This is a genomic window from Nocardiopsis sp. NPDC057823 (genome assembly GCF_042797335.1).
Classification (GTDB): domain Bacteria; phylum Actinomycetota; class Actinomycetes; order Streptosporangiales; family Streptosporangiaceae; genus Nocardiopsis; species Nocardiopsis changdeensis.
The window spans coordinates 1-14,645 of record NZ_JBHVLR010000036.1 but is presented as its reverse complement, the minus strand read 5'-3'; the positions used below and the strand labels follow the sequence as shown (position 1 = coordinate 14,645).

Genomic DNA, 14,645 nt, shown 5'->3' with positions numbered 1-14,645 from the left:
TGCTTAAGGGAGGTCGCGTCGTCGCTGGTCACGTCGGCGTGGCGTGCGGAATTTCGCCGACGTCGGGCGGAATCTCGCCCAGCCTTGGCGGAATTCCGCCCGACGAACTGACCTGCGGAAACGTCTCCGCCGGCTCCGTCGGAGGTGGGCACGGCGGAGGCCTGAGCGGTGTCACAGGGCTGCTCGGTTCGAGGGGCGGAATTCCGCCCGACGTCCTCACCTGCGAAAACATCGGTTCTGGTCTCGCGCCAGTCCTCAGTGAACGCATCGAGCTTGTCGAAGGCGTTGCGCCACACCTTCAGGGCGAGTTCGGCGGTCGGCCAGTCGTGAAGCTGGTACCGGCGCCGCGTGCGGATCGTGCCCTTGCCGGAGGAGGTGATGATGCGCTCTCCGTCGGGGTTGCTGATCAGGCCGACCTCGGTGAGGACCTGGAGGGCGTCCTTGACGGTCCGCACCCCGGAAGGTTTGCCGTTCGGGCCGGGCAGCAGGAACGCGAGCTGCTCGTGGCTGAGCAGCCGGACCTTCTTCGGCTGCTTCTCCAGGATCAGGCTGCGGATGATGACGTAGAGCCGGTACGCGGTGTGGTTCACCTGCGGGCACAGCGCGATCCAGTCGGGGATCTGGGTGCGGTACCAGCGATCGTCGTTGGGGCCGAGGAACTCCGCTTCCTCGGAGTGCACGGGGGCTTCGGGGCGGGTGGGCATGAGGCTGCTTTCTAGGCCGCCCCCACACAGCTCACGGCGTTTTCAGGTACCCAAGAGGTGCCCGGCCGCTCCTCCATCGGCTACAGTGGCCGATATCTATTGCAGGGGCGAGCAGTACTTAGTAGTGCCGTGTTGCTGTGTGAGAGCAACCAGCTTGTCTGGACGAGGCCCGGTTTGGTCGCCGGGCCTTCGTCATGTCCGGGGTGGTACGGGGTGGTCAGGCCCACAGCACGTGGGGACGACCCTACTGGAATCATCGGGCACTCAGGGCTGCAGCCGTGCGCTCGGATCCCCTGCGCCACACGGGAACGCACAAAGGCCTCCAGACGAGGACAATCCGGGCCCCTGTGCCGCGACCGGGCCACGTGCGATACTGAGAACAGCACGTTCTGCAGCACTTAATGCAGCATAGTAGGGGGCATGGCCATGACCCAGACGATACGGCGCCCTTCGGTGCCCATCGACCCCGACACCGCCCGCACCGTCCAGGCCGCCCGCACCGCGGGGACTCCCGAGCACGACGCCTTGGCCGTGCTCGCCGCCCGCGGCGGCATCCGCCTGCCCTCCGGCGCCGGCCAGCTCTCGGAGGCGGCCGCCCTGGCCGCCCTGATCGAGGTGGGGCGCCAGGCACTGCAGGAGCAGGTGCTGGAGGCCGAGTACCAGGCCATCGCCGCTGAACAGGACGACGAGGACCGGGCGGTGCGGGCCGCGCTGCGCCGCCGGCGCCGGAGCTCCCCGGAGGGGGACCGATGACCCCGGTCCGGGGCCGCGTCTACTGGGTCTACCTGGACACCGAGGAGGGCGAGCAGCAGCGCAAGCCCTACGTGGTGGTCTCCAACAACCACCGCAACCGCAACCTCGGGGACTGCCTGGCGGTGCGCCTGACCACCACCCGCAAGCAGGAGCGGACCACCGTGGTGCCTCTGGGGCCGGCCGATGCCCCGCTGCGCGGGTACGTGCTGTGCGACGAGATCACCCTGCTGTTCGCCGACGAGCTGCTGGAGGACGTCGGGGTGCTGAGCCACGCCACCATGACCCGGGTTGCCGCCGGGCTCAAAGCCGCCCTCGACCTGTCCTGAGGCGGCGCGCCCGGGCCCCGCGCGGCCCCTGGGTGCGTGGCGGGCCCCCGGGGCCTTGCGGCCCGGACGGTCCTGGATCCATGCCTGACCCGCGATAAGGCCCACTTATCGTGGGCCAGAAATCGCTCTGGCGCCTGCCCCCGTACCACCTTGGGCCTCATTTGGAGCCCCCTGCCCCACGGTCTCGCACACGTGATACGGGTAGCACTCGTAGCACGCGTGCGAGAGGTGCGACGCTCACCGGCTCGGGGCTGTTCCCGGCCTTGTGGGTACTCATTGTGGGGCCCGTTTTCGTGCCCCGCGCCGTTGTGGCCGTGCGTGATACCCCTCGCACGAGTGCTATGCGTCGCACTCGTGCGAGGGGTATCACGCGTATCACTCCTTCGGGGAGAGCTTCTGCTGCACGTGCGGGGCCGCCGCCGCCGCGGCTCGGAACAGCTCGGACACGACGGCGTGTTTGGGCGCTCGGGTGGCGTGGTGGATGTCGTCCACCGCCTTGGCCAGAGCCTCCACGGCGTCCGCGCTGGCGTACCAGCTGCGCCGGGTCATGGCCCCGGGGCCGGATCGAGAGGCCTCCGGCGCGGGGGCCCTGTCCGGGGCCGGCGTCGGCGCCTCCTGCCAGCCGTGCTCGCCCTGGCGCAGAGAGGTCATCTTCTGCCAGTCGTCGGTGAGCCCGCCCATGTCCGGGGCGGGGGCCGCCTTCCTCTTCGCCGCGCTCATCCGCGTACCGCCTTGGCCAGGTCCCGGAACCAGCCGGCGACCTCGGAGTCGGGGGCGTACTCGGTCACCGGGACCTTCTCCCGCCATGCCTCGCGGACCTCCTTGCGCTTGCGGATCTCGGCGATCACCGGCGGCGCCCCCAGGGCCCGGAAGGACTCCAGCACACTGGTGACCATGGCCCCGTCGCGTACGTCGAACCGTGAGGGCACCAGTCCCAGGACGTCGATGTCCACGCCCATGACCTGGCTCAGGGTGCCGATCTGCCGCAGCAGCAACCGCAGCGCCCGGATCGAGGAGTCCTCGGCCTCCACCGGGACGATGAGGCCGCCCCGGTGTCCCTCCCTGCTGCGGGCCGCGACCAGGGCGGCGTCGGTGGTCGCCCCCAGGGAGGGAGGGCAGTCGATGAGGCACACGTCGTAGGCGTCCTCCAGGCGCTGCAGGACCCGGGCCAGGCGGTGCTCGCGCCCCTGGCTCATGTACAGCCCCCGGTCGAGCAGGAACATGTCCAGCGACGTGGGCAGTACGTGCAGGCGTTCGCGGTAGGCCACCACCAGCTCGCGCGGATGGCCCTCCCACTCGCCCAGGATCGCCTGCGACAGGGTCGCGTCGTCGGGCGACTCCGGCACGCCCAGCGCGTCGGTGAGGTGGCCCTGGGGGTCCAGGTCGACCAGGAGCACACGCTCCCCCGCGTCGGCCATCGCACCCCCCAGGGAGATGGCCGACGCGGTCTTGCCGACGCCGCCCTTCTGGTTGATCAGGTCGTAGATGTCCATGGGGCGAACGTACGCCTCGCACAAGTGATACGCGTGCGACGACACGCACGCGTATCACTTGTGCGAGGCGTATCACTCGAGGCAGTAGGCCTGTGGGTCGGTGCAGTGGAGGCCGCGGCCCTTGCTGTGAGAGGTCTCCGGGACGAATCGGCCCGGAGGCGGGCGGGTGCGCCTACCATGAAAAATGTATTATATATAGTGAAAGCGGGGGTGATCCCAGCCTTGCTTCTGTAGGTGCACGAGCGCGTTGCGGAGAGCCCATGAACGATGACACGGTCGGCCTGATCACCTTGAAAGAGTGGGCTGCCCAGTGCGGGTACAGCCACGACTACGTCATGCGTGTGATGCCCCGCTACTATCCCGGTTTCCCCTCTCCGGAGCAGAAACGCCGCGGAATGAGCGAGAAGGGAGGTGGAGGCGGCAGTGCCCTGTACGACCCTGCCAAACTCGAGCCCTTCCGTCCCCGGCGCCCCGACCCCGCAGAGCTGGCGGAGGAGGACCTGGACAAGCAGGTCACCCTGGGCGGCTTCGCCGTCCTGATCGGGGTCAACACCGGCAGCCTGACCCAGATCAAGGACGACCGCCCCGACACACTGCCCCCCACGGTCGACGGCCAGCGCTCCTGGTACCCCAGGGCCAAGTACTACGCGCGGGACCTGTTGGTGATGTGGAACAGCCGCCCCGGCGGCGGTCCGGGATCGGACAAGCGGCGCCCGACATTGCCTTGGAATCTTCCCGAGCAGTGATCGGGCCCTGCCAGGCCAAGGGACGTCCCCATGGCCCGGGCGCATATCCCACTCGGGGCGCCTTGTCGTCGTTCAGATCGACAAGATGCCCTCGAGCTCATGAGGTACTTCCCCTCTTGCCGAGAGGGACCCCGGCTGCAGCCCCCACCGCCTTCCGGGAGCCGGACGATCATCTGGCCTCTGCCACCGAGCAGGCCCGCCAAGTCCGGGCTCGGGCTCGCGACCTCCCCTGGCAGGCAGAGCAGGAGCAGCACACCAGACCGTACGTGCTCAGCAGCTACGCATTTTGGAACCGGTCGCGGCCTGCCACGGGACCACCCGACGCCGTCTGCAGACCTTGGAAGACACCGGTCTGCGGGATTTGGAGTATCGGAGTCCACCCTGAGCGTGGCCGGTCCTGGAAGGCGGCCCCGCGGTTGGAAACGGCAGGGTCCCAGGCGTCGCTGGTGGACGCCCCCTCAGGCCTGGGTCCGGAACCGTGGCCACGGGTGTGCGGTCCTTTGGCCATGCCTGGCCGAGCGGACGGCCGCGAGTGGCCATCCCTGGTGCCCTCGTGATTGGGGTATGCGGCCACGGGGTCAGGGGTGGGCGGGCACGGTTTCCGGTTCCCAGTCCCGGCCGTCCCGTTGGCCGTCATCGCTCGGAGTGTGGCCACGGGTGGCCACCGGAGAGCGGTGGTACCCGAGCTCGGCCCGGTAACGGCGTGCGGTACGCGGTGAGGAGCCGATCTGTTCGGCGAGCTCGGCGTCGGTCATCTCCGGGTGGGTGACCAGTAGTTCTTGCACCCGGCGGCGTTTCTGCTCCGGCGACAACGCTCCCAGGGTGGGCTTCGGTGCAGGTTCAGGCTCTGTCTGGGGCACCGGTTCGGGGCGGAATGGTGAGGGGGGAGCGGTCTCGTCCAGGACCTGCTCGGGCAGCGCAACCGGAGCGGGATCCACCTGCGCCGCCGACTCCGCAGATGCTCGATCGGTCACCGGGGCGGCGTGGGCCGGCTCCTCCTGCGCAGGGGCCACAGGCGTGGCCTCCTGGCTCCCCGCCTCCTCCCGGTACGGTGCGGCGTTCCCCTCGTCTTCCGCCTTCGGGGGCGCGGCCAGAGCGTGGCCGGGGGCCTGGCCACCGGGGGTGGCCAGGTGCTGGACCTCGGTGGCGGTCATGGCCACCGTGGCCGAGGTCATGGCCCGGGCCAGCTCGAAGGCGGTGTCCAGCTCGTAGCCGTTGTCCAGCATCCACCGCAGATGGCGGGGAGTGTGCCGCCGCCAGGTGCGGCCGTGCTGCTCGCGCAGCATGGCATAGGCCAACTGGCGGCGCTGCTCGTGCTCCAGGGCCTGCGGGTAGGAGGTGATGCCCCACCCCAGCATGAGCCGCACCACCTTCAAAGTGGAGACCGGGTGGGCGATCCACCGCCCTGCGGGGATCCGGTCGGCGGCCTGGCCGTGCGCGAGCCCGGCCAGGTGCCGGATCCACGCCGCGACCCCCTCGGCGATGAGGATGATGACGATGGGCGGGCCGGCATGGCCCAGGTAGGAGGCGGTGGACCCGTCCCCCTGGGACACGTTCAAGATGATCGTGATCGCCGACAGCGCATAGGCCGCCCACCGGTTCAGCGCGTGCCGACGCCCCTGCCACTCCATGAGCAGGTCCATGGCCAGGAAGTAGACGATGACCGCGTCGATGCCCAACGGGAACAGGAACCGCAGGTCACCGCCGTTGATCGCGTGCAGCTGGGTGTGGGCCAGCCAGGTGGCGGCCTCGTACAGCGCCGCGTAGCTCATGGTGAACGCCACCAGGATCAACCCCAGCGCCACCACCGCGATGACCGCGGTGGCCACCAGATAGCCGCCGTGCAGCGGCACCGCGCCCGCACGCCGGCCGGGGCGGGCGGCGCGGGTCGTGGCCCGGCGCACCCCCCACACCAGGGCTCCGGTCACGGCCAGGGCTAGGGCGCAGATCAGCCACCAGGACACGGTGGACGACAAGTCGGGCATCGGTCTCTCCCCAGCATCACGAATCTGGACGAGTGTGTCAGAATCCGGCCACAACCCCGTGCCCGGGTGGCCATGGCCACCCCCTGTGGCCACCCCTGGGTGGCCACAGCCGGCCGGACCCGCCCACCCCTGTGCCGGAGGAACCCACGGTGGCCGACACGACCCAGCGCCGACGCGGCGACCGCAGGACAGGGGTACGCCGCGACCACTTCGTCAAGCTCAGCCTCAGCGACGACGAGCACACCCTGCTGGCCCGGGCCGCCCAAGAGCAGGGCATGACCGTGAGCGGGTTCGCCGCCCACGCCGCCTTGGGCGTGGCCCGCCAGGAGCTGGCCATCGCCCCCGACGCCCGCCAGAGCCTCATCGCCCTCAACGATGCCGTCAACGCCCTGGAGGCCCTGGCCTTGCGCATCGGCACCGACCCCGAGCCCGGGCTGCTGGAGCGCCTGGAGGCCGCAGCCCAGGCCCTGGAGGACGCCGGCGACGCAGTGGCCGGGGCCCAGTCATGATCGCCAAGGTCATGCGCGGCAAGGACACCCGGGGCCTGCTCGACTACCTGTACGGGCCCGGCAGCGCCAACGAGCACATCGACCCCCACCTGGTGGCCGCCTGGCGCACCCTGGCCGTCCCCGACCCCGGGCGCTCCCCCTCCCCGGCCGCAGACCTGGCGGTGCTGGCCCGCCGCCTGGACCGGTTCGTACGCCCCCGGGGGCGCCACCACGTCTGGCACTGCGCCGTGCGCGTCGCCCCCACCGACCACCCTCTGGACGACGCCCAGTGGGCGCACATCGCCCGCCGCCTGGCCGACGCCGCAGGCGTGGCCCCCGCCGGTGACGCCCGCGCGTGCCGGTGGGTCGCGGTGCGCCACGACGGACCAGAGAGCCACCACATCCACCTGCTGGCCACGCTGGCCCGACAAGACGACACCAACCCCGACATCCACAACGACGCCCTGCGCCTGCGCCAACGGTGCCGGGAGCTGGAACAGGAGTTGGGGCTGCGCCCCACCAGCGCCTCCGACCGCACCTCCACCCCCGCACCCACCCGCGGGGAGACCGAGAAGGCGCTGCGCCGGGGCCGGGAGCGGCCCACTCGCACCGTCCTGGAGGAGCAGGCCCGCCGCGCGGCCGCCGCCGCCCGCACCGAGGACGGGTTCTTCACCCACCTGAGCGGCCGCGGGGTGCTGCTGCGCCGCCGCGGCGCCGACCCGGTGGTGGGCTACGCCCTGGCCCTGGACCACGACCGCCTCGACGACGGGGAACCGGTGTGGTTCTCCGGTGCCTCCCTGGCCCCGGACCTGTCCCTGCCCCGGGTGCGCGCCCGCTTCGCCGGGGCGCCGCCGACCCCCGACCCGGCCGCCGCGGCGGCCCCGTGGTCGGCCTTGGCCACCGCCGCGCAGGGGGCGGCCGCGGCCTGGCCACGCCTGGCCGATGGCCAGCGGGCCGCGGTGGCCGCGGCCCTGTCGGACGCCTTCACCGCCCTGCCCCCGGCCGCCCCCGAACCGTGGCGGCCACCGCTGGCCACCGCGGCACGGCAGTGGCCACACGCGGGCCGGCCACCGGTGGCCACCGCCCCCACCCCAGTGGCCATCCCGGTGCGCGAGGCGGCCAGGGCCCTGTGCGCCACCCCCGAGCGGGCCGCCACCGACCGGCCCGGGTGCCGCACGGCGCTGGAGGCGCTGGCACGCACGGCCGAGCAGATCCGCTCCTGGCACGCCGCGCGTTCCTGGGGACCCCAGGAACGCGCGGCCCGGGCCGCCCACGGCCTCCTGTGCGAGGTCTTGGAATGACCCCACCCTCTACCTGTACACCGTACAGGTAGAGGGTGGGGTCAGCCCGCTCACAACCGGGGGCCGCGCCGGGGACCCGCCCCCGGAGGAGGCAGCCGCGGACCCTGGGAGCGCCCGGCCCCCTTCTTCGGCCCCAGGGCGCGGCTGAGCGGCACCGGCTCATCCAGCGGGCGGGCCTTCTGCGGGACCGCGGCCGCAGGGGCCTGCTGAGCAGGAGCCACCGGACCCACGCCCAGGCCAGAAGCCGGCGCGGGGGCCTGGTCCAGTTCGTCGATGACCAACCCCTCCTGGCGCACGGCCAGCGTGCGCGCGTACGCCGAGATGCACGCCTGCACGACCTGCTTGTCGCCGGACGCCTCCTTCAACCGCCCGCGCAGCGCGGGATCGGCCAGCGCCTCACCGGCCAAGTACAGGTCCGCGCGCTTGCGCGAGCGCGTCATCGCCGGGTACAGCGACCGGGCGTCGGCCCCCACTCCGTACACGTGCACACGCTCGCACGTCAGCCCCTGGGCCGCCGCGATCGTCATCGCATACCCCAGACTCAGGTCCCCCCGTGCGATCGCCTCAGGGCCGATCCAGGCGCTGTGCACCCGCCCCTGGCGCCGCCACTCCACCCGGGCCCCGCGCCGGGCGTCCACCTCGGCCACCACCCCGCGGAACCCGTTGAGGACGTCCTCGCCCTCACCGCGCCGCGACCGGTAGTCGTTGCGGCGCACCCGCACCGCGTCACCGGCCGCCAACGCCAGACGCCCCCCGCCGGCCAGCGCGAACCGCTCCTCGTCCCCGGCCAGGTGGCCGCCCTGGCGGGCCAGGGCCCGCATCCGGTGGTTAAGCTCCTCCACATCGCTGTTGCGGGCCGCCAGGACCAGCACGTCCTGCACCGCCTGGAACCGGTCGGCCCACCACGCCCGGGCGATGGCCTCATGGGCCTCGAACGCCCGCTCGGCGGCGTGCACCCGCCCCGCCCGCCCCCACACCGCCAGGGCGCTCTCCCGGGCCCCGTCCAGCCACGCCCGCAGGGCCTGCTGGTCCACCGCATCGCTCTGCCGACGGTTCTCCGTCAGCGTCTGGCCCCGCACCAGGGCGTGCACCGCCGCGAACGTCCCGCCGACCCCGACCGCTTCCAGCTGGGCCGGGTCGCCGATGCCCACCACCTTGGTGCCGGTGCGCTCGGCCTCCCCGACCAGCACCGCCATGGACCGGTCGTCGACCATCGCCGCCTCGTCCACGACCAGCACATCCACCCCCTCCAGGCCCTCACCCGAAGAGATCCGCGACACCCACGCCGCCACCGTGCTGGAGGCGATCCCCGACTCCGCCTGCAGATTGGCTGCGGCCACCGCAGCGGTCGCCGCCCCCGCCACCCGGTACCCGGCCTGCTGCCAGCCCGCGTACACCGCGCTCATCAGCGTGGTCTTGCCGGCCCCGGCCACACCCCGCACCAGATCCACACCGTGCCCGGCGCCCATCAAACGCTCGGCCACACCCCGCTGCTCCGCCGACAACGCGAACCCGCGCTCGGCCTCGAACGCCTCCAGCACCGCCGCCACCCGCTCCGGCGCCACCACCGCGGCCCCCTGGCCCAGGCGCCGCTGCGCCGAACCGGTGATCGTGCGCTCGGCCTCCACGATGTCGGCCGAACTCACCCGCACCGCGTTGGACAGGTGCGCCCCCTCCACCGTGGGCAGCACCACCGCACGGTCCGAGGCCAGGACCGCGTCGGTCAGCACCTCCACCTGCGACACACTCGTGATCCCGCCGCCCAGCGCGGCCGTCACCGCCGCCATCACCTGGGCCCGGCTGACCACCTTGCGGTGCGCCGTCACCCCCGTCTCGGGATCCCACACCCGCGCCACCAGGTCCTCCAGCGACGGCACCTGCGCCACCGGCGCCGCACCGGGCCCGGGCAGCGCCCGCCCCACCAGGGCGTCCACGTCGTAGCCGGCCGCCTCGGCGCGCGCCCGCCAGGCCTGCCGCGCGGTCCCGGTCTCCCCCAACGGGTCCTTGGCCTGGGCCAGCACCCGCCCCGCCGCCTGCTTCTGCGCCCGCGACGCATCCGCGCCCACCAGCTCGGTGATCTGGCGCGACCGCGAACTGAACAACCCGCGCAGCCCCGGATCGAACCCGACGATCTCCCACTCGCCGGTGCGCTCGTCCTGCTTCCACACCGCCCCGAACTCGCGCGCCGACTTCTCCCGCACCCGCGCCTTGGCCAGCTCCCCCAGCAGCGCCACATGCCGGTGCAGGTCACGCCCGCCCGCAGCCAGCGTCCGCCAGGTGCCGTCGACGCACTTGACCATGTTCGGGATCATCACGTGCGCGTGCGTGTGCGGATCCCCCACCTGCCCCTGGACCGGGCGCGCCGACCGGTGCAGCGTGATCGAGGCGGCCCACCCCGTGGCCTGCACCCTCCGGGCCCGCTGGCCGTCCCCGTGGTGGCCGGCCATCCCGTAGGCCAGCCACCCCTCCGCGTCGGTGACCGTCTCGCGCACCGACTCCAGGTACAGCTCCTCCAGCCGCGCCGCCGTCGCCTCATCGGCCAGCGCTATCGCACCCGAGTAGCTCTTGGGCACGTTCAGCACCAGGTCATAGCCCCGGTTGCCGACCCGCACCCGCTCATCGGCGTGCGCCCTGGCCTGGTCCAGCTCCGCCTGCGGCCACAGCAGGCCCGGATCCACGCCCACGGCCTCGGCGATCGCCTCCAGCTCACCCACCGGCGCCCGGTGCGCCTCACCGTCGCGGACCAGGCCCTTCTCCAGGCGCGCGAACCGGGCCGCCAGCCGCGGCGTCCCCAGCAGTTCGCCCGGGTCCATGTGCGCGGCCTCGGCCACCGCATGGACCGCCTCCACCACCGGCCGGGCCGCCAGCTTGGCCCGCGGGTCCACCGCCATCTTCGGGTCGACGAGCTGCTCGCCCGTGCGCGGGTCGCGGCCGGCCATCACCTGGCGCATCGACTCCAGCGCGGCCTCGTCGTCCAAGGTGGTGCCCGAGCGCTCGCCGAACTCGGCCCACCCCGCGCCGATCCGCTCCACCGCCCGCGCCGCCCCGTACAGCCGGTAGTCCGCCTGCCGGTCCTGCCCACCCTGCTCAGCGCTGTGGTCGTGGTCGGCGTGGTCGCACCCGCACTGGCTCTGCAGCCGGTAGTCGACCTGGGAGGCGTCCGGGCCCAGCGTCGTCACCCACGCCACCCGCCCCACCTCCCCTTCGTCCACCCGACCCGAACCGTGCACCGCCCCCGACGCAGGAGCGCCTCAGCCCCGCTCGCCCCCGGGCTCCGTCCAGGGCAGCGGCGGCCGCCGCTTGTCCGATCCCGCCCCCGGCCCGGGGCGGCTGTTCCACATCAGCAAGAGGTCCCGCACGAAGAACCGCGCCCGCGGATACCACCGCCGCCCGTCCACCGTGGGCGGCAACGTGTCGGGCCGGTCGTCCTTGATCTGGGTCAGGCTGCGCCCGTCCACCCCGATCAGCTTTGCGAACCCCCCCAGCGTCACCTGCCGGTCCAGGTCCTCCTCGGCCAGCTCCACCGGCGCCGGCCGCCGCGGCCGGAACGGCTCCAACTTGGCCGGGTCGTACAGGGCACTGCCCCCGCCCCCGCCCTTGGCCGTCACCCCCGTACGGTGACGCTCCGGAGCCGGGAACCCCGGATAGGCCCGCGGCATCACGTGCACCGCGTAGGCGTGGCTGTAACCCACCTCGGCCGCCCACTCCTTCAACGACACCAGGCCTTCCACACCGCGCTGGGACCGCTCACCCACGCCAGCACCCCCTGTCCCGCAACCCGATCCGCGCATACTCTCCCACACCCCCACCAATCACGACACGCCGAGATACCCCTTGGAGTGATACCTGCGCACTCACCCTCTCTTGGGGGGCGGGGGCGCGGGTCCGGTGGTGGGCGGGGGCCCGGGGACCGGGCCCCCGCCGCTCACTTCCTCTTGGCCCAGTCGCGGAGGTCCTTGCTGGCCTTCTCCATGTCCTTGCGGACGCTCTTGGGGGTCGGCTCCTTGGGCATCTTCGGCTCCTTCGGGGTCTTCGGCACGGGGGTTCACCTCCCTTCGGCGGTCGGCGGGGCGGGGGTCCGGCGGCTACCGGCCGTTACCGGTCGGCGGGGCGGGGGTCCGGCGGCTACCGGCCGTTACCGGTCGGCGGGGCGGGGGCCCTGCGGGCCCTGCGGCTTGCCGGGGTTCTTGGGCGGCTCGGTGACCCTGGTGGGGCGCATGGCTGGCCTCCTGGCTCTCTGTGGAGTTCTCAAGGAAAGGTGGCGCTGGACTCTCGGAGGGGGCGGGGTGCCCGGCGGGCGGGCACCCCGGTCGTGCGCGGGGGGCTAGAGCGGGCGCTTGTGGTCGGGCGCGGGCTCCGGCTGCGGGCGCGGGCGGGGCATCGGGTTGGGGTACGGGGTGCTCATCTCGGCTCCTGCCTCTCAGCCTTCACTGTATGTTCTACCCTTTTCGGGAGGGGGTGAAACCTCCCCCGGCGGGCTCTTCCGTGCGGATCGCAGATCCCTGCGCGCACCCCGCCCACCACCGGACCCGCGCCCCCGCCCCCCAAGAAAGAAAACCCCCACCCACCCGCACCCGACCCACCGACAGGACCCACAGGCACCGCCCAGCACACGAGCCATCCCACCCCCGGCGGCCAGCGTGGCCGGCCGCCGGACCTCCGAAAAACGGGGGGTGCCGCCCCCAGGCCGCGGCCCCGGCGAACACCACCCCGGGCGACCACCCACCGCGGACCGCCACCGACCGGGCCGGCGACCGCCAACGAAAACTAGTAACTCTCCCCTATAACTTGCTCTTCTTATGAGAAGGGCAAGGGTGGCCGTGGAGGGGCCCGCGCCGACCACGTGACGGTCACTGCCGGCCCTGTTGTATTCCGGGCCCGACTACCTGTGGTGCATGTCCACGAAGCGGCTGTAGTGCCCCTGGAACGCCACCGTGATGTCGCAGGTAGGGCCGTTGCGGTGCTTGACCACGAGCAGGTCGGCCTCGCCCGAGCGCGGGGAGTCCTTGTCGTGCAGGTCCTCGCGGTGCAACAGGATCACGATGTCGCTGTCCTGCTCGATCGCGCCGCTCTCGCGCAGGTCCGACATCTGCGGCCTCTTGCCTGCGCGGTCCTCGGACCTGCGGTTGAGCTGGGACAGTGCCACCACGGTGACCCCCAGCTCCTGGGCCAGCAGCTTCAATGCGCGGGAGATCTCGGTGACCTCCTGCTGCTTGCTGTCGTAGCGGCCGTCGGTCTGAACGAGCTGGAGGTAGTCGACCACGACCATCCGCAGCCCCAGGGACCGCTTGATACGCCGGCACGCCGCGCGGATCTGGGCGAGCTGGCTCACCCCGGTCTTGATCACCAGCTTCGAGTCGCTGATCACAGGCATCACCGCCCGGAGGGCCTCCCAGTGGTAGTCCTTCACCGTCCCGGACTTGATGCCGTGCAATGGCACCCGTGCCTCGGCTGAGAGCATCCGGTCGATGATCTCCTCCTCGCCCATCTCCAGGGAGAAGAACGCCACGGTCGCCCCGGCCCGGAAGGCGGCCTCGCGGGCCATGTCCAGAGCCAGGGTGGTCTTGCCGACTGCCGGGCGGGCGCCGATCACGATCATCTGCCCGGCCAGCAGGCCGCTGGTGAGGGCGTCCAGGTCAGCGAACCCGGTCGGCAGCCCTTGGAGGCCGCCGCCCTGGGCCGCGCGCTGTTCGATGCGGTCCATCGCGGCGGGCAGGTAGTCGGCCGGCAGCGGGTCTTCCGCTTCGGTCTGGGTCTGGGTGATCGCGAGGATCTCGCCCTGGACGGCGTCCACCAGGTCCACCGGGTCGCCCTGGGCGGCGTAGCCCAGCTGGGCCGCGCGGGTGCCGACCTCGATCAGGCGGCGCAGCAGGGCGTGGTCGAACACGATGCGGGCGTAGTAGCCGGCGTTCGCGGCGGTGGGGACGGCGTTGGCCAGGGTGTACAGGTACAGGGCGCCGCCGACGCGTTCCGACTCGCCGCGGCGGGTGAGCTCGGCGTTGACCGAGACCACGTCCACGGGCTCGCCCTGGTCCATGAGCGAGCAGATCGTGGTGTAGATGACCTGGTGCGCGGGCCGGTAGAAGTGCCCGGCCACCAGGACCGCCATGACGTCCACGGCGGCATCGGCGGAGAGCATCATCCCGCCGAGCACGGACTGCTCGGCCTGGAGGTCGTGCGGCGGGACGCGGGTGTCCTCGTGTGGGCTCATGCGAGCGTTTCCATCCCATGGGTGGGAGAGGCCGGGCGCTCAGCCTGCAGGCGGTGTCCGGGCCCCTGTGGTGTGTCCAGGGCGAATCAGGAAGAAGCGTCGGCGGGTGCCAGGCGGGCGGCCAGGTCCGGACGGCGCACCGGCCCGAACCGGTCGAGCAGCCTCTGGGCCATGCGCGGGTGCAGCACCACGCACACCGGGCAGTCCAGCGGCTCGCGGTGCTCAGCACACACCGCGTCGGGCCCCGCGGCCTCAGATGCGCCTGTGCGGGGCTGAGGCACACGCTCGCGCCGCAGCAGCCACAACCGGTGGCTCAGGTCTCCCCGCTCCGCCAGCGTGCGGATGAAGCCGCCCAGAGACTTTTTGGCTTCCGGCCGCAGGATCTCCACCAGCTCCCGAGCCTCGGCCTCGGTCGCGTCGGTAGCCGCCAGGACCAGGTCCTGGGGGGTCACGCCCGTCGTTCGAGCCGAAGGCTGTTCCTCCTCTTCCTCACGTGAGTCCTGCGTGCCACCTGAGGAGGAGGAAGGACTTCCTTCAGGAAACTGCTTAAGGGAGGTCGCGTCGTCGCTGGTCACGTCGGCGTGGCGTGCGGAATTTCGCCGACGTCGGGCGGAATCTCGCCCAGCCTTGGCGGAATT

13 protein-coding genes are annotated in these 14,645 nt (G+C 72.4%); 5 read left to right on the top strand and 8 right to left on the bottom strand.

Annotated features, from left to right (window positions below; all coding sequences use genetic code 11):
- The coding region (locus tag ACFVNO_RS30910) for a hypothetical protein (RefSeq protein WP_378897994.1) at nucleotides 1-704 on the bottom strand (704 nt) is incomplete at its 3' end.
- Nucleotides 705-1,130: 426 nt separating this feature from the next.
- Between ACFVNO_RS30910 and ACFVNO_RS30905 the strand changes: the two genes are divergently transcribed.
- Together ACFVNO_RS30905 and ACFVNO_RS30900 are read left to right on the top strand one after the other, a co-directional pair.
- Entirely contained in the window at nucleotides 1,131-1,457 is a 327-nt protein-coding gene (locus ACFVNO_RS30905; RefSeq protein ID WP_378897991.1) for a molecular chaperone GrpE, read from the top strand.
- Complete coding sequence (locus tag ACFVNO_RS30900) at nucleotides 1,454-1,783, top strand: type II toxin-antitoxin system PemK/MazF family toxin (RefSeq protein ID WP_378897988.1); 330 nt, start codon at nucleotides 1,454-1,456, stop codon at nucleotides 1,781-1,783. The genes ACFVNO_RS30905 and ACFVNO_RS30900 overlap by 4 nt, the downstream gene beginning before the upstream one ends.
- A gap of 375 nt (nucleotides 1,784-2,158) precedes the next feature.
- Here ACFVNO_RS30900 and ACFVNO_RS30895 read toward each other — a convergent pair whose 3' ends face one another.
- Both ACFVNO_RS30895 and ACFVNO_RS30890 read right to left on the bottom strand, forming a co-directional pair.
- A complete protein-coding gene (locus ACFVNO_RS30895; RefSeq protein WP_378897985.1) occupies nucleotides 2,159-2,503 on the bottom strand; it encodes a hypothetical protein in 345 nt (114 codons plus the stop codon).
- On the bottom strand, nucleotides 2,500-3,276 hold the full coding sequence (locus ACFVNO_RS30890) for a ParA family protein (protein ID WP_378897982.1): 777 nt from the start codon (nucleotides 3,274-3,276) through the stop codon (nucleotides 2,500-2,502). The genes ACFVNO_RS30895 and ACFVNO_RS30890 overlap by 4 nt, the downstream gene beginning before the upstream one ends.
- A 395-nt stretch (nucleotides 3,277-3,671) precedes the next feature.
- Here ACFVNO_RS30890 and ACFVNO_RS30885 point away from each other — a divergent pair, with 395 nt between their 5' ends.
- A complete protein-coding gene (locus ACFVNO_RS30885; RefSeq protein ID WP_378897979.1) occupies nucleotides 3,672-4,022 on the top strand; it encodes a hypothetical protein in 351 nt (116 codons plus the stop codon).
- Between the two features lie 578 nt (nucleotides 4,023-4,600).
- Here the strand turns inward: ACFVNO_RS30885 and ACFVNO_RS30880 are convergent.
- Nucleotides 4,601-6,007, bottom strand: coding sequence for a DUF2637 domain-containing protein (locus ACFVNO_RS30880; RefSeq protein WP_378897976.1), 1,407 nt, complete (start codon nucleotides 6,005-6,007; stop codon nucleotides 4,601-4,603).
- Nucleotides 6,008-6,156: 149 nt separating this feature from the next.
- Here ACFVNO_RS30880 and ACFVNO_RS30875 point away from each other — a divergent pair, with 149 nt between their 5' ends.
- Nucleotides 6,157-6,516, top strand: a complete 360-nt coding sequence (locus ACFVNO_RS30875) for a hypothetical protein (RefSeq protein WP_378897973.1) — start codon at nucleotides 6,157-6,159, stop codon at nucleotides 6,514-6,516.
- On the top strand, nucleotides 6,513-7,796 hold the full coding sequence (locus ACFVNO_RS30870; protein WP_378897970.1) for a relaxase/mobilization nuclease domain-containing protein: 1,284 nt from the start codon (nucleotides 6,513-6,515) through the stop codon (nucleotides 7,794-7,796). Before ACFVNO_RS30875 ends, ACFVNO_RS30870 begins: the two co-directional genes overlap by 4 nt.
- 50 nt (nucleotides 7,797-7,846) lie before the next feature.
- On the opposite strand, the gene mobF is transcribed toward ACFVNO_RS30870, so the two are convergent.
- From mobF to ACFVNO_RS30850, 4 genes are all read right to left on the bottom strand, one after another.
- The gene (mobF, locus tag ACFVNO_RS30865) at nucleotides 7,847-11,008 is read right to left on the bottom strand and encodes a MobF family relaxase (RefSeq protein ID WP_378897967.1); all 3,162 of its coding nucleotides are present in this window, start codon (nucleotides 11,006-11,008) and stop codon (nucleotides 7,847-7,849) included.
- Nucleotides 11,009-11,047: 39 nt separating this feature from the next.
- Entirely contained in the window at nucleotides 11,048-11,515 is a 468-nt protein-coding gene (locus tag ACFVNO_RS30860; protein WP_378897964.1) for a hypothetical protein, read from the bottom strand.
- Between the two features lie 1,163 nt (nucleotides 11,516-12,678).
- Nucleotides 12,679-14,007, bottom strand: a complete 1,329-nt coding sequence (gene dnaB, locus ACFVNO_RS30855; protein ID WP_378897961.1) for a replicative DNA helicase — start codon at nucleotides 14,005-14,007, stop codon at nucleotides 12,679-12,681.
- Between the two features lie 86 nt (nucleotides 14,008-14,093).
- Complete coding sequence (locus ACFVNO_RS30850; protein ID WP_378897958.1) at nucleotides 14,094-14,459, bottom strand: hypothetical protein; 366 nt, start codon at nucleotides 14,457-14,459, stop codon at nucleotides 14,094-14,096.
- Nucleotides 14,460-14,645 lie beyond the last annotated feature (186 nt).

What these genes read in the sequence shown, in the direction of transcription:
- ACFVNO_RS30905 (WP_378897991.1), top strand. Translation starts at nt 1,131, where the DNA reads ATGACCCAGACGATACGGCGCCCTTCGGTGCCCATCGACCCCGACACC.
- ACFVNO_RS30885 (WP_378897979.1), top strand. Translation starts at nt 3,672, where the DNA reads ATGAGCGAGAAGGGAGGTGGAGGCGGCAGTGCCCTGTACGACCCTGCC.
- ACFVNO_RS30900 (WP_378897988.1), top strand. Translation starts at nt 1,454, where the DNA reads ATGACCCCGGTCCGGGGCCGCGTCTACTGGGTCTACCTGGACACCGAG.
- ACFVNO_RS30880 (WP_378897976.1), bottom strand. Translation starts at nt 6,007, where the DNA reads ATGCCCGACTTGTCGTCCACCGTGTCCTGGTGGCTGATCTGCGCCCTA.
- ACFVNO_RS30895 (WP_378897985.1), bottom strand. Translation starts at nt 2,503, where the DNA reads ATGAGCGCGGCGAAGAGGAAGGCGGCCCCCGCCCCGGACATGGGCGGG.
- ACFVNO_RS30870 (WP_378897970.1), top strand. Translation starts at nt 6,513, where the DNA reads ATGATCGCCAAGGTCATGCGCGGCAAGGACACCCGGGGCCTGCTCGAC.
- dnaB (WP_378897961.1), bottom strand. Translation starts at nt 14,007, where the DNA reads ATGAGCCCACACGAGGACACCCGCGTCCCGCCGCACGACCTCCAGGCC.
- ACFVNO_RS30890 (WP_378897982.1), bottom strand. Translation starts at nt 3,276, where the DNA reads ATGGACATCTACGACCTGATCAACCAGAAGGGCGGCGTCGGCAAGACC.